Annotated in this window: 11 protein-coding genes; 4 read left to right on the top strand and 7 right to left on the bottom strand. The window is 71.6% G+C overall.

The annotated features are described in order from the left end of the window. Positions 1 to 181: 181 nt before the first annotated feature. On the bottom strand, positions 182 to 376 hold the full coding sequence (locus IEZ05_RS15805) for a hypothetical protein (protein WP_123999966.1): 195 nt from the start codon (positions 374 to 376) through the stop codon (positions 182 to 184). Between the two features lie 568 nt (positions 377 to 944). Between IEZ05_RS15805 and IEZ05_RS15810 the strand changes: the two genes are divergently transcribed. Continuing rightward, positions 945 to 2075 (top strand): acyltransferase family protein, encoded by a 1131-nt coding sequence (locus IEZ05_RS15810; protein ID WP_189230747.1) that lies wholly within the window; start codon positions 945 to 947, stop codon positions 2073 to 2075. Here IEZ05_RS15810 and IEZ05_RS15815 read toward each other — a convergent pair. Together IEZ05_RS15815 and IEZ05_RS15820 are read right to left on the bottom strand one after the other, a co-directional pair. Further along, entirely contained in the window at positions 2072 to 2551 is a 480-nt protein-coding gene (locus tag IEZ05_RS15815) for an HD domain-containing protein (protein ID WP_189230748.1), read from the bottom strand. The two genes, IEZ05_RS15810 and IEZ05_RS15815, sit on opposite strands and share 4 nt — an antisense overlap. 13 nt (positions 2552 to 2564) lie before the next feature. Next, positions 2565 to 3752, bottom strand: a complete 1188-nt coding sequence (locus tag IEZ05_RS15820) for a PP2C family protein-serine/threonine phosphatase (RefSeq protein ID WP_189230749.1) — start codon at positions 3750 to 3752, stop codon at positions 2565 to 2567. Positions 3753 to 4024: 272 nt separating this feature from the next. Between IEZ05_RS15820 and IEZ05_RS15825 the strand changes: the two genes are divergently transcribed. Continuing rightward, positions 4025 to 5200 carry a GNAT family N-acetyltransferase gene (locus tag IEZ05_RS15825; RefSeq protein WP_229869744.1) on the top strand — a complete coding sequence of 392 codons (1176 nt, stop codon included), beginning with the start codon at positions 4025 to 4027 and terminating at the stop codon, positions 5198 to 5200. Between the two features lie 25 nt (positions 5201 to 5225). On the opposite strand, the gene IEZ05_RS15830 is transcribed toward IEZ05_RS15825, so the two are convergent. Beyond that, positions 5226 to 6050 carry an Fpg/Nei family DNA glycosylase gene (locus IEZ05_RS15830; RefSeq protein WP_189230751.1) on the bottom strand — a complete coding sequence of 275 codons (825 nt, stop codon included), beginning with the start codon at positions 6048 to 6050 and terminating at the stop codon, positions 5226 to 5228. A 169-nt stretch (positions 6051 to 6219) separates the two neighbouring features. Next, entirely contained in the window at positions 6220 to 6705 is a 486-nt protein-coding gene (locus IEZ05_RS15835; protein WP_189230752.1) for a ribose-5-phosphate isomerase, read from the bottom strand. A 206-nt stretch (positions 6706 to 6911) separates the two neighbouring features. Between IEZ05_RS15835 and IEZ05_RS15840 the strand changes: the two genes are divergently transcribed. After that, positions 6912 to 8339, top strand: coding sequence for an amino acid permease (locus IEZ05_RS15840; RefSeq protein ID WP_189230753.1), 1428 nt, complete (start codon positions 6912 to 6914; stop codon positions 8337 to 8339). Positions 8340 to 8427: 88 nt separating this feature from the next. Here the strand turns inward: IEZ05_RS15840 and IEZ05_RS15845 are convergent, their stop codons facing one another. Further along, a complete protein-coding gene (locus tag IEZ05_RS15845; RefSeq protein WP_189230754.1) occupies positions 8428 to 9009 on the bottom strand; it encodes a biotin transporter BioY in 582 nt (193 codons plus the stop codon). A 391-nt stretch (positions 9010 to 9400) separates the two neighbouring features. On the opposite strand from IEZ05_RS15845, the gene IEZ05_RS15850 reads away from it, so the two are divergent. After that, positions 9401 to 10783, top strand: a complete 1383-nt coding sequence (locus IEZ05_RS15850; protein WP_189230755.1) for an amino acid permease — start codon at positions 9401 to 9403, stop codon at positions 10781 to 10783. Positions 10784 to 10976: 193 nt separating this feature from the next. Here IEZ05_RS15850 and IEZ05_RS15855 read toward each other — a convergent pair whose 3' ends face one another. Continuing rightward, on the bottom strand, positions 10977 to 13184 hold the full coding sequence (locus IEZ05_RS15855) for a S1 family peptidase (RefSeq protein WP_189230756.1): 2208 nt from the start codon (positions 13182 to 13184) through the stop codon (positions 10977 to 10979). Between the last annotated feature and the right edge of the window lies 1 nt (position 13185).

The raw sequence follows: 13185 nt of genomic DNA on the forward strand, positions 1-13185 counted from the left end.
GAACGCGCCACATAGCAGCAGGTCAGGAAGACCGCAGGTGGGACCACATCCGCGTACGCGATCTTCCAAACTGGCTACGCGGGTTCGATTCCCGTCGCCCGCTCCGAGAGGCCTCCGGCCCGGTCCCCCGAGGGGGCCGGGCCGGAGGCCTTTGTGCGCCGGGAGCGCACCTGGGTGCGCCCTAGAACTGGATGGAGTTGATCGTCTCCGCTATCGAGTTCAGGAACCGCTGGATGTCGTCGGCCATGCCGGTCGAGGCCAGGAAGAAGCCGAAGAGGACCGCGACGATCGCCGGGCCCGCCTTGATGGAGCCTCCTCGCAGCAGCACCACCAGGATGATCGCCAACAGCAGCACCACTGACAATGAAATGGCCACAACTGATCACACCCTAGGTCGGTCCGCGTCTCCCGGCCCGGGGATGCGACCCCGCGCACCCCCGCCAGAACCATCGTGCCACCAACCGGGCCCCGTCATGCGGCAGGTGACACATCGTCCGGCCGTCATCCGGCCGGCCGCGCTCCCCCGCGCACGCGGGCACGGCCCAACGGGCACGCCCCGTACAGAAATTCGACACGGCACCCGCACGGGGAATTCGAACTGTTCCGTTTCGATGCACACACAACACGTTCGCAGGTATTTCGAATTGTCTTCGTGGACACACGAGGGCACCGGACGTGCTTGCCGAAGGCGTCCGGACGCGGACATTCCAGTGGAGTCCCCCGGCGGGCTTATGCCTGCTTTAGTACCGAAGAGTCATGACAATACGGGCCCGTTGGGCGCCCGCTGCCGCCCGGTGGCACCGGGGGCTGTGGGGCCTGTCACGCAATTCGGAGGGTCGACTCCCACGGAATTGCGGGTAGTCGCGGAGAGCCCCGGAAGACCGAATACGGGAGGGGCGTGGAGGGTTTTACGGGATCACTTGGACAACGCTAGGGTGCCTCAGATGTTCAACGCTGCCTCGTCCCCACCAAACGCAGCGAGGTCGACGACGGGTGCGGCCCCGTCCGGCGCGCGACGCGACGCGTTCTTCGACAACGCCAAGTACCTGGCGATCGTGCTGGTGGCCATGGGCCACTCCTGGGACCCGCTCAACGACGACAGCCGGGTCCTGGAGACGCTGTACACGGTGGTCTACGTCTTCCACATGCCGGCGTTCGTCGTCATCTCCGGGTACTTCTCCCGGAGTTTCGACATGCGCCCCGACCGGGTCAGACGGCTGATCACCGGCGTCGCCGTGCCGTACGTCGTCTTCGAGACCGCCTACGCGCTCTTCCAGCGCTTCGCCGGGGACGATCCGCAGCACGTGATCAGCCTGCTGGACCCCTGGTACCTGACGTGGTTCCTGTGCGCGCTTTTCGTCTGGCGTCTGACCACCCCGCTGTGGAAGGCGATCCGCCACCCGCTGCCCGTCGCCCTGGGCGTCGCCATGCTGGCGTCGATGGCGCCGGAGGTCGGTGACGACCTGGACATGCAGCGGCTGTTGCAGTTCCTGCCCTGCTTCGTGCTGGGCCTGTGCCTGCGGCCCGAGCACTTCCGTCTGGTGCGGCGCCGTTCGGTGCGGATCGCGTCGGTGCCGGTGTTCGCGGCCGCGCTGCTCGTCGGCTGGTGGGCGTCGCCGCAGATGGACCTGGGCTGGGTGTACCGCAACTCCTCCGCGCAGGAGATGGACGCCCCCTGGTGGACCGGGCCGGTCATGGTCCTCGCACTCTTCGGCTGTTCGGTGCTGCTGACGGCCTGCTTCTTCTCCTGGGTGCCGGGCCGGCGCACCTGGTTCACCGCGCTGGGCACGGGCACGCTGTACGGCTATCTGCTGCACGGCTTCCTGATCAAGGCCGGCTACTGCACCGGCCTCTTCGACCAGCCCGCACTGCACCGGCCGCTGGGTGAGTTCGCCGCGACGGTCCTGGCCGCGGCGGCCGTCACGCTGCTGTGCACCAGGCCCGTACGGCGCGTCTTCCGGTGCGTGATGGAACCGCGGATGGAGTGGGCGTTCCGGCGGGAAGCCGTCGCGCCGCCGCCCGGGCGCGGGGAACGCCTGCGGGCGGACGAGCAGCGCGAGAAGGTTCCGGCCTAGCCGTGCAGGCCGAGGAGTGCCCGCATCCGGGCGTACTTCTCGGTCAGCCGGGTGCGGGTCGCCCCGTCGAGGACCGCCAGCCGCGCCGGATCCGCGTTGTGCGCCAGGTCCGCCTCCTTGACCAGCAGCGCACCGGGCGTGGCGAGGATCCGCGCGGCGTACCCCTCGGGCGGCTCCCCCGCGCGCCTGGTGAGCGCGAGCACGATGTCCTTGGTACGGGTGCTCAGTGCGGCCTCGCGCAGCCAGCGCTCCGACAGCGCGTCGTCCTCGACCGAGTCGTGCAGCCAGGCCGCGGCGATCTGCTCGTCGTCCCCGCCGCGCCGCCGGACGCCCTCGGCGACGGCCAGCAGGTGTTCGGCGTACGGCCGCCCGGCCTTGTCGGTCTGTCCGGCGTGGGCGGCGCGGGCGGTGGCCTCGACGTCGGCCAGCGAGAGCCGGTCGGCGGGCCCGGGGGTGGGTGACGGGGTGGGGGACACGCGGTCCAGTGTGTCAGTCCGCCGCCGTCGCCCACTGGGCCGTCGGGCCCTCCCGGCAGATCAGCAGGAGCGCCCGGTCGTCGTTGACGTCCTTGGCCACCGCCTCGATCAGGTGCCAGGCGGCGCCGTGGAAGCCGCCGGCGACATAGCGGTCGGCCTCGCCGGTGAGGCGGTCGATGCCCTCGGCGATGTCGCGGTCGGAGGTCTCCACCAGACCGTCCGTGAACAGCATCAATACGTCCCCGGGGCGCAGCGAGCCCTTCACCGGGTCGAACTGGGCACCGTCGTACACGCCCAGCAGCGGTCCCTCGGCGGACTTCTCCTCCCAGCGTCCGGTGCCCGCGCTGAGCTGGAGACCCGGCGGATGTCCGGCGGAGTACAGCTCGTAGTCGCCGGAGTCGAGGTCCAGGACGAGGTGGATGGAGGTGGCGAAGCCCTCGTCCCAGTCCTGGCGGAGCAGATAGCCGTTGGCGGCCGGCAGGAAGGAGTGCGGGGGCAGGCTGCCCAGCAGGCCGCCGAAGGCACCCGACAGCAGCAGGGCGCGGGAGCCCGCGTCCATGCCCTTGCCGGACACGTCGGTGAGGACGACCTCCAGGGTCCGGCCGCCGTTGGTGCGGGCCGCGACCACGAAGTCGCCGGAGAAGGACTGGCCGCCGGCCGGGCGCAACGCCATCTCCCGGTGCCAGCCCTGCGGCAGCTGGGGCAGCTTGCTCTGGACGCGGATGCGTTCGCGCAGGTCGAAGAGCATGGTGCCGCCGCGCCGCCAGGGCACGCCGACCCGGCTGCGGAACTGGGCGATCAGCAGCCCGAAGAAGCCGCAGGCCGCGACGACCAGGACCACGCCGGGGGTGACCCGGGAGGGGCCCTCGGTATAGGGGCCCAGCTGCACCGACTCCACGATCAGGGCGGTGGCCGCGGCCGCGTACAGACCGAGGAGGCTCGCCGGGCGCAGCAGCAGGCCGCCCGCGACGATCGGCAGCACCAGCGCGGCCGGTGAGCACCACACGGAGTTCACCATCGTGGTGGCCGCGATGACGGGGATCATCAGCAGCAGCCCGGCGAGCGCGATCCAGTCGGAGCCGTCGCCGCGGAAGTAGTCGACGGCGGATCTGCGCATGCCGACGCGGGCCCGGTGCCACTGCTTGTTCCACCGTGCCGTGAACGTCTCGGCTTCCGCGCGCCGCTGTCGTCCTGCTGCCATTAGTTCGGGACCCTATCCATCGGACCGGTCGCTCGGCACGGGAGGTCCTACTTGTCCCCCGTCCGAGGCCGGACTTCACAGTGAACTTCACGAACGGCCCTCGCGCCGCAACCTGGCGGAAATTCCCTCGCCCGTCCTTGCGGGCCCCTGGTAGGCATGGGTCCATGGGCAATGACGGCATCGGCCGGATCGGCGGCAGCGACAACACCGGGTTCGACCCCACGAGCGGGCTGCGCGTGCTGCGGCCGGACGAATGGGACACGTGGTACGGGATGCTGATCCGTGCCTTCGGCGGCGTCCCGGAACCGGCCGAGGAGCTGGAACTGTACCGGGAGCTGACGCGGTGCGACCGCTCCCTCGGCGTCTGGGACGGCGACGAGTGCGTCGGGACGTCGGGAGCGTTCGCCTTCCGGATGACCGTGCCCGGCGGTGCGATGGTGCCCGCCGCGGGGGTCACCATGGTCGGCGTCGCCGCCACGCACCGGCGCCGCGGCGTGCTGACCTCGATGATGCGACGGCAGCTGGACGACGTACGGTCCTGGGGCGAGCCGCTGGCCGTGCTGACGGCCTCGGAACCGGCGATCTACGGCCGGTTCGGCTACGGTGCCGCGACCTTCCAGGTGAACGCCGAGATCGAGACGGACCGGGTCCGTCTGTCGGTGCCGGAGGGGACGGACGACGTACGGCTGCGGTACGCCGAGCCCGCGGACGTCCTCGACGTGTGCGAGGCCGTGTACGCGCGGCTGGTGCCCGGGCGGCCGGGGATGCTGGCCCGGCTGCCGGGCTGGGAGCGGCTGGGACTGCTGGACCCGGAGAGCAGCCGGGACGGCGCGTCGCCGCTGCAGTGCGTGGTGGCCCGGCGGGACGGGGAGGTCACGGGGTACGCGCGGTTCCGGGTGCGGCCGGGCTGGGGGCCCTCGGGACCCGACGGCACGGTCGTCCTCCAGGACCTGGCGGGGCTGGATCCGGCGACCCGGGCGGCGCTGTGGCGCTTCCTGTTCGACATCGACCTGACGACGAAGCTGACCATGCGCGGGCGGCCGGTCGACGAGGCGTGGCAGTACCAGGTGTCCGACATCCGACGGTGCCGGCCGCAGTTGCGGGACGGGCTGTACGTGCGGCTGGTGGATGTGGGGGACGCGCTGGCGGCGCGCACCTACCAGGCGCCGGTGGACGTCGTGTTCGAGGTCGAGGACACCTTCTGCCCCTGGAACGAGGGGCGTTGGCGGCTGACGGGGGACGCGAAGGGGGCGTCCTGCGAGCGTACGAACGACGCGGCGGATCTCGCCCTGTCCGCAAGGGAGTTGGGTGCGGCCTATCTCGGGGGCGTCTCCCTGGGCTCGCTGGGCGCGGCCGGGCGGGTGCGGGAGCTGCGGTCCGGTGCGCTGGCGGAGGCGTCGTTGGGGTTCGCGTCGGACGTGGCGCCGTGGTTGCCGCACGGGTTCTGACGGCCGCGGCTGCTGCGAGCGGCGGTCAGTTCTTCTGACAGGTCGGGCACCAGAAGAGGTTGCGGGCGGCGAGGTCGGCGGTGCGGACGGCGTCGCCGCACAGATGGCAGGGGCCGCCGGTCCGGCGGTAGACGTAGACCTCGCCGCCGTGGTCGTCGACGCGGGGCGGGCGGCCCATGGCCTCGGGGGTGTGCTCCGGGCGGACGGTGTCGATGCGGTTGTTGCGCACGCCCTCGTGCATGAGCTCGACGAGGTCGCGCCAGATCGTGTCCCACTCGGCGGGGGTGATGTCCCGGCCGGGACGGTACGGGTCGATGCCGTGCCGGAAGAGGACCTCGGCGCGGTAGACGTTGCCGACGCCGGCGATGACCTTCTGGTCCATGAGCAGCGCGGCGATGGTGGTGCGGCTGCGGGAGATCCGGGCGTAGGCGGTGCGGGGGTCGTTGCCGTCGCCCGGGGGACGGAGCGGGTCGGGGCCGAGGCGGTCGTGTACGGCCTGCTTCTCGGGGTCCGTGATCAGGGCGCAGGTGGTGGGGCCGCGGAGGTCGACGTACGCGGTGTCGTTGACGAGACGCAGGCGGACCGTGTCCGTGGGCGGGGGCGCGGGGGTCTCGCCGAAGGCGACCTTGCCGAACAGGCCGAGGTGGATGTGGACCCAGTCGGTTCCGTCGGCGCCGAAGCCGAGGAAGAGGTGCTTGCCGTGGGCCTCGGTGCGGGTGAGTTCCGTGCCGGTGAGGAGGGAGGCGGCGTCGGAGAACTTGCCCTGGGGGCTGCTGACGTGCACTGCCGTGCCGGCGAAGGCGGTGGCGTAGTCCTGGGCCAGCCTGTGGATCGTGTGCCCCTCTGGCACGGGGTTCCTTTCGTGGTCTTCGCCCCCCGCCCGCCCACCCGCCCGCCCGACTCGGTCGGCCGGGAGACGGGGCTCGCCGGGGCTCCGCCCCGGACCCCGGCGGGGACTCCGTCCCCCGCGTCCCTCCCCCGTGCTCACGCAGCGGGGGAAGGCCGCCCGGGCGACGTCGTTACTGCTGCGGGTGGTGCGGGGGGATGGGCGGGAGGTCGCCCGTCGTTTCGTAGGACGACAGCATGTCGATGCGGCGGATGTGGCGCTCGTCACCGGAGAACGGCGTCGCGAGGAAGGTCTCGACGAACTTCGTCGCCTCCTCCTGCGAGTGCATGCGGGCGCCGACGGCCACGACGTTGGCGTTGTTGTGCTGGCGGCCGAGGGACGCCGTCTCCTCGCTCCAGGCCAGCGCCGCACGGACGCCCTTGACCTTGTTGGCCGCGATCTGCTCGCCGTTGCCGGAGCCGCCGATCACGATGCCGAGGGCGTCGGGGTCCGCGGCCGTCCGCTCGGCCGCGCGGAGGCAGAAGGGCGGGTAGTCGTCCTGGGCGTCGTAGAGGTGCGGGCCGCAGTCGACGGGCTCGTGGCCCGCCGCCTCGAGCCACTCGACGAGGTGGTTCTTGAGTTCGTAGCCCGCATGGTCGGAGCCGAGATACACGCGCATGCGTCGAGTGTGACACGCGGGCCGCGGGGAAGCAGCGTCGGGTGTCGGCTGTGAAAAGAGGGAGGGAAACTATGGAACCTCAGGGGAAGCTCAAGTAACGATCCGGAATCAAAGGTTCCCGAATTCGTTCACCTCCGTTTCACTGGTCCGGCTCGTACACCGCTCGTACGGGTAAATGATCGACCGGCGCAAAGGAAAAACACCCCATGACTTCGCAGCCGACCCTGACCAAGGCCGGGAACGGCCCCGGAGACCCCGGAGAACCCGGGTCCGGGCTCCAGGCCGGACTCAAGAACCGCCACCTTTCGATGATCGCCATCGGCGGTGTCATCGGGGCCGGGCTGTTCGTGGGATCCAGTTCCGGTATCGCCACCGCCGGACCCGGCATTCTCCTGTCGTACGCCCTCGTCGGCACCCTCGTGGTGTTCGTGATGCGGATGCTCGGCGAGATGTCCGCCGCCAATCCGACGTCCGGCTCCTTCTCCGCGCACGCCGACCGCGCGCTCGGGCCCTGGGCCGGGTTCTCCATCGGCTGGCTCTACTGGTTCTTCTGGGTCGTCGTCCTGGCCGTGGAGGCGACCGCCGGGGCCAAGATCCTCGAAGGCTGGATGCCGGCCGTGCCCCAGTGGGGCTGGGCCCTCATCGTGATGGTGGTGCTGACCGCCACCAACCTCGTCTCGGTCGGTTCCTACGGCGAGTTCGAGTTCTGGTTCGCCGGGATCAAGGTCGTCGCGATCGCCGCCTTCATCGTCGTCGGCGGACTGGCCGTCTTCGGCCTGCTGCCGGGCGTCGACAGCGACCAGGCGGGGCTGTCCAACCTGACCGAGCACGGCGGGTTCCTGCCACACGGCCCGGGGGCCGTCCTCACCGGTGTGCTGCTGGTCGTCTTCTCCTTCATGGGCAGCGAGATCCCCACCCTGGCCGCCGGTGAGTCCGAGGACCCGCAGCGGGCCGTGACCAAGGCGACGAACAGCATCATCTGGCGTATCGCCGTCTTCTACCTCGGTTCCATCTTCGTCGTCGTGACCCTGCTGCCGTGGGACTCCCAGTCGATCGTCGACCTGGGCTCCTACGTCGCCGCCCTCGACTCGCTCGGCATCCCGAACGCCGGCGAGGTCATGAACTTCATCGTGCTGACGTCCGTGCTGTCCTGCCTCAACTCCGGGCTGTACACGGCGTCCCGCATGGCCTTCTCGCTCGGTCAGCGCGGGGACGCGCCGAAGGCGTTCGCCCGGACCACCCGGCGCGGGGTGCCGCAGACGGCGATCCTCTCGTCCGTCGTGTTCGGCTTCGTCGCGGTCTTCTTCAACTACAAGTTCCCCGACACGGTCTTCCTCTTCCTGCTCAACTCGTCGGGCGCCGTCGCGCTCTTCGTCTGGCTGGTCATCTGCTTCTCGCAGCTGCGGCTGCGGAAGATCATCCAGGCCGAGGCGCCGGAGAAGCTGGTCGTGCGGATGTGGCTGTACCCGTACCTGACCTGGGTGACCGCCGCCGTCATCGTCTTCGTGCTGGGCTACATGCTGACCGACACCGAGCACGACGGGCGCACCACGGTGCTGCTGACACTGCTCGTCGCGGCGATCGTGGTCGTCATCGCCGTCGTGAAGCAGCGGGTCGTCGCCCGCAGGAGCTGACACCCGTCGCCGTACGGCGCGCAAACGAAGAGGCTCGCCGGGTCGCAGTGCGACCCGGCGAGCCTCTTGCGTGCCAGCGGCTACGGCGTCACCGCTTGTCGGCGAGCTTCCAGGCGGCCGGCAGCACGCCCATGGCCAGGGCGGCCTTGAGGGCGTCGCCGATCAGGAACGGCGTGAGGCCGGCCGCGATCGCGGCGCTGAGGGACATGTCGGCGGCGAGGGCCAGGTACGGGACGCCGACGGCGTAGATGATCGCCTCGCCCAGCAGCATCGTGCCGGCCGTGCGCAGCACCGAGCGGTCGGCGCCGCGGCGGGCGAGGGCGCCCACGACCGTGGCGGCGAGCAGCATGCCGAAGACGTAGCCGAGGGACGGGGCGCCGGTGCCGGAGCCGCCCTCCGCGAACCACGGCACACCCGCCATGCCGACCAGCGCGTACAGCGCGAGGGACAGCAGGCCGCGGCCGGCGCCGAGGGAGGTGCCGACGAGGAGCGCCGCGAAGGTCTGGCCGGTCACCGGCACCGGGGAACCGGGGACGGGCACCGCGATCTGGGCGGCGAGGCCGGTGAGCACGGCGCCGCCCGCCACGAGCGCGATGTCACGGACTCGGGAGGAGGGGATGAGGTCGGCGAGGACCTGCCCGGTGCGGGCGGGGACGGCAGCGGTGCTCATGGGGACTCCGCGGTGGTGTGGACATGTCGGGACACCGTGACGCTATCCCAGCGGGCCGGAGCCGATCACGAGCAGCGCTCGACAAAGGCCGGATCGGCGGCTTGGTGGGCTTCCGACAAAGAACGCCGGGCACACGCGTTCCGGGGTGACACCGGTCACTGAGGTGGGGAGGTGAGCGTCACCCCGGGGCCCCGGGCGCAGGCTGTTGGGTCCCGCCAAGCCGCGGATGGCCGGGGAGCCGTGGGAGATCGGGACGCCGACGGGCTACCGGACCGTCACGTTCCGTATTGCGGTCGTCCGCATGGTGGGCAGCCGCTGTCGCAGGGTGGCGCCACCGCCGAGACTGTGGGCGTTTTTACCCCCGTCCCCCACGCATTGGACGAGCCGCACGATGTCCGACAGCACCACCACCGAGGCGCCGCCGCAGTCGGACGGCGCCTCCCTCTCGCACGGCCTCAAGCAGCGCCACCTGTCGATGATCGCCCTCGGCGGTGTGATCGGCGCCGGGCTGTTCGTCGGGTCCGGGGCCGGCATCGCCGCCGCCGGGCCGTCGATCGTCGTCGCCTACACCCTCTCCGGTCTCCTCGTGATGCTGGTGATGCGGATGCTGGGCGAGATGTCCGCCGCGTATCCCTCGTCGGGCTCCTTCTCCGCCCACGCCGAGCGGGCGATCGGCCCCTGGGCCGGCTTCACCGCGGGCTGGTCGTTCTGGGTGCTGCTGTGCACGGCCGTCGGCCTGGAGGGCATCGGCGCGGCGCAGATCGTGCACGGCTGGCTGCCGGGCACGCCCGAGTGGGCGTGGGTGGCGCTGTTCATGGTGGTGTTCTGCGGGACGAACCTGGCCGCCGTGAAGAACTTCGGCGAGTTCGAGTTCTGGTTCGCCACCCTCAAGGTCGGCGCGATCTCGCTGTTCCTGGTGCTCGGTGTGCTGGCGATCGCCGGTGTCCTGCCCGGCACCGACTCCCCCGGCGCCTCCCATCTGAACGACTTCCTGCCGAACGGCGGCAACGGCCTGATCATCGGCCTGCTCGCCTCGGTGTTCGCCTACGGCGGCCTGGAGACGGTCACCATCGCCGCGGCCGAGTCGGAGAACCCGGTCAAGGGCGTGGCGAGCGCCGTGCGCACGGCGATGTGGCGGATCGCGCTGTTCTACATCGGCTCGATGGCGGTGATCGTCACCCTGGTGCCCTGGGACTCCGAGGAGGTCGTGGCGAAGGGCCCGTACGTCGCCGCCCTCGACGAGCTGGGCATCCCGGGCGCCGGCCAGCTGATGAACGTCGTCGTGCTGGTCGCGCTGCTGAGCGCGATGAACGCCAACATCTACGGGGCCTCGCGCATCGGCTACTCGCTGGTCGAGCGCGGCCAGGGCCCGAAGGCGCTGGGCCGGGTGTCGGGCGGGGTGCCGCGGATCGCGGTCCTCGTCTCCTCCGTCTTCGGCTTCGGCTGCGTGCTGCTCAGCTACTGGCGGCCGGACGACGTCTTCTCCTGGCTGCTGAACATGATCGGCGCGGTCATCCTGGTCGTCTGGATCTTCATCGCCGTCTCGCAGCTGCGGCTGCGGCGCCGTCTGGAGCGGGAGGCGCCCGAGAAGCTGGTGGTGCGCATGTGGGCGTTCCCGTGGCTGACCTGGGTGGCGCTGGCGGGCATGGCCACGGTGTTCGTGCTGATGGCCCGTGAGCCGGACACCCGGGTACAGCTGTACTCGACGGGCGGGATGACGCTGGTCCTGGCCGCCGTCGGCTACGCCTGGCAGCGGCGGCGGGCGCGCGCCTAGGGCCTGTCGTTCGGATCAGGTCGGTCGAGAGGGACTGCGCTTTCAGCGCCCCGCGACGCCGGCATGATCCGAACAGCCCCCGCGGCCCCGCCGAGCCGAAGCCCGGCGGGGCCGAGAAGAGCCCGCCCCCTGTCCGACCGACGGCGTCACCGGACGGTCCCCGGGGGCGGCTCATGGCGTACGGCGGCAGCCGTCAGCCCACCGAGTACCCGAAGTAGTCGCCGTTGGCCGGGAGTCCGCCCTGGCCCGGCTGGTACGTGGTCGCGGGCAGGCTCGTACCGCCCGGCACGGCGTTCGGGAAGGGCAGGACGTGCAGGGCCCCGGTGGCGGTGGGCCCGTAGGGCATACCGGCGTAGAGGTTCCGCGGCGTGAAGAGGATGCTCGTGCCCAGCTTCTCGCCCTCGCCCGGGGAGCCGGGGATGCCGTCGCCGTCGCCGGCCTCGATCCACAGGTCGTTGGCGCCTGCCGCGTCCATCAGCGAGAAGGTGTGGATGGCACCGGCGTCGGTGAAGCCCGCGAGGTCCTCACCGGGGGAGCCCACGGCGATCTTCAGCGTGGCGGCCGAACCGACCTTCCGGGGTGCGGTGTTGACCGCGCTGAGGGACGCGCCCACGGAGTCGCCGGGCTCGATCGTGCCGGAGCGGTCGTCGGTCGCGGAGCCCTGGTTGAGCGCGTGCAGGTAGTCCCAGGTGCCGTTGGCATTGAAGTGCAGCAGTACGACGTTGCCCGCGCCGGCCTGCTGCGCGGCACCGGTCTCGGCGGCCAGGGCCTCGCCGGGCGCGCCGACGGCGAGGATCGAGTCGGTGGCCGTGGCCGCACCGGACGGGCGGTAGGCGACCAGCGCGAGGGCCTGACCGAACTTGTCACCGGCCTCGGCTGCGCCGCTGATCTTCTCGTTGTCCTGGTCCAGGCCCGCGACCACGGTGGGCCGTCCGGTGGCGTCCAGCTTGTGGCTGAGCACGGCCAGGTTGCCGGCGTTCGCGTTGGCGCCGATGGCGTCACCGGGAGCGCCGACGGCGATGAAGTTGGAGTCGCCCGCGACCGACGTGCCGAAGGCGTCGTTGGCCTCGGCCGCGCCGGGGACGTCCGCGGTGTCCTGGTTGATGGCGATGTTGGTGTCGCCGTGCACGTAGAAGGCGGCGCCGGCCTTGGCGAGCGAGCCGAGCGCCTCGCCCGGCGTGCCGATCAGGACCCACGGCTCGCCTGCGGCGGTGGTGCCCGCGGCGAGGGAGGCGCCCATCCGGTCGCCGGTCTCCGGCGCGGAGGCCTTGATGGAGCCGTTGCCGGAGCCCTGTTCGAAGTGGCGGGTGGCCGGGCCGCTGCCGAGGCCGTTCTTGCCGCCGAACAGGATGTCGACGAAGCCGGCGTCGACCGCGCTGCCGACGTTCTCCTCGGACGCGGAGACGACGAGGTCGGTGTAGCCGTCCTCGTTGTAGTCGACGGTCGCGAGGTGGTTGCCGAAGTGGTCCCCGGCCTCGGTGCCGCCGGGCACCCAGTCGAGGTCCTGGGTGATCTCGGCGGTGCCCTTGCCGCCGCCGTGGACGACGCGGACGAGACCCGCGGTGGTGTCGCCGCCGACCGTGGCCATCGGGTCGCCGATGGCGATGTCCTCGACGGCGTCGCCGTTGAAGTCGACGATGCGGGTGGCGCCGACCGCCGCGTCGATCCAGGAGGCGAGGTCGTCGACGCGCGCGATGACGCCCGCGGTGGAGGTCTGGGTCTCGTCGGTGCCGAGGCAGCCGCCCTGGAAGGACCGGCTGTTGAGGCCGACGAGCTTGCCGCCGGAGATGACCGGACCGCCGGTGTCGCCCATGCAGGCGGCCGCGCCGCCCTTGCCGGTGACGCCCGCGGAGGTGGCCGCGGTGGAGTCGACGGTGTAGGTGCCGGTGTGCAGCTGGAGCGGCGCCCACACGGTCTTCGTACGGCCGTAGCCGGCGAAGGTCAGCTCCGCGCCGGCCGCGGGCGCGGTGGTGGCGAGCTGGGCCGGGGCCACGTTGGTGACGGGCCGGTTGAGGCGGGCCAGGACCACATCGCGGTCCGTGCGCGGCACGATCTCGACGACGCGGCGCTCGGCGCCCTGCGTGCCGGAGAGGTCGGAGCGGCCGATGACGGCGGTGGTCGCCTTGGCGGGCACGCCGGCCGGGACGGCCAGCGAGACGGCCGGGTTCTCGGCGAAGCAGCTGGCCGCGGTGAGCAGCCATTCGGCGTCGACGAGGACGGCGGAGCAGCCGCGGTCGTGGTCGCCGATGGTGATCTGTGCGGTGTAGGCGTGGGTGGTGTCCGAGCCGGCGACCGGTGTGCCGCCGGTGATGGCGACGGCGGGCGCCGTGCTCAGCGCGAGCGACCCGGCGGCCAGGACCGCGCCGAGCGCGGCCAGACGGGGACGTCCGATGGAAGACATA

This window comes from Streptomyces flaveolus (genome assembly GCF_014648815.1).
GTDB lineage: Bacteria > Actinomycetota > Actinomycetes > Streptomycetales > Streptomycetaceae > Streptomyces > Streptomyces flaveolus.

Coding starts and splice junctions, on each gene's coding strand:
- IEZ05_RS15855 (WP_189230756.1), bottom strand. CDS start 13,184: ATGTCTTCCATCGGACGTCCCCGTCTGGCCGCGCTCGGCGCGGTCCTG.
- IEZ05_RS15810 (WP_189230747.1), top strand. CDS start 945: ATGTTCAACGCTGCCTCGTCCCCACCAAACGCAGCGAGGTCGACGACG.
- IEZ05_RS15845 (WP_189230754.1), bottom strand. CDS start 9,009: ATGAGCACCGCTGCCGTCCCCGCCCGCACCGGGCAGGTCCTCGCCGAC.
- IEZ05_RS15835 (WP_189230752.1), bottom strand. CDS start 6,705: ATGCGCGTGTATCTCGGCTCCGACCATGCGGGCTACGAACTCAAGAAC.
- IEZ05_RS15825 (WP_229869744.1), top strand. CDS start 4,025: ATGCTGATCCGTGCCTTCGGCGGCGTCCCGGAACCGGCCGAGGAGCTG.
- IEZ05_RS15850 (WP_189230755.1), top strand. CDS start 9,401: ATGTCCGACAGCACCACCACCGAGGCGCCGCCGCAGTCGGACGGCGCC.
- IEZ05_RS15840 (WP_189230753.1), top strand. CDS start 6,912: ATGACTTCGCAGCCGACCCTGACCAAGGCCGGGAACGGCCCCGGAGAC.
- IEZ05_RS15820 (WP_189230749.1), bottom strand. CDS start 3,752: ATGGCAGCAGGACGACAGCGGCGCGCGGAAGCCGAGACGTTCACGGCA.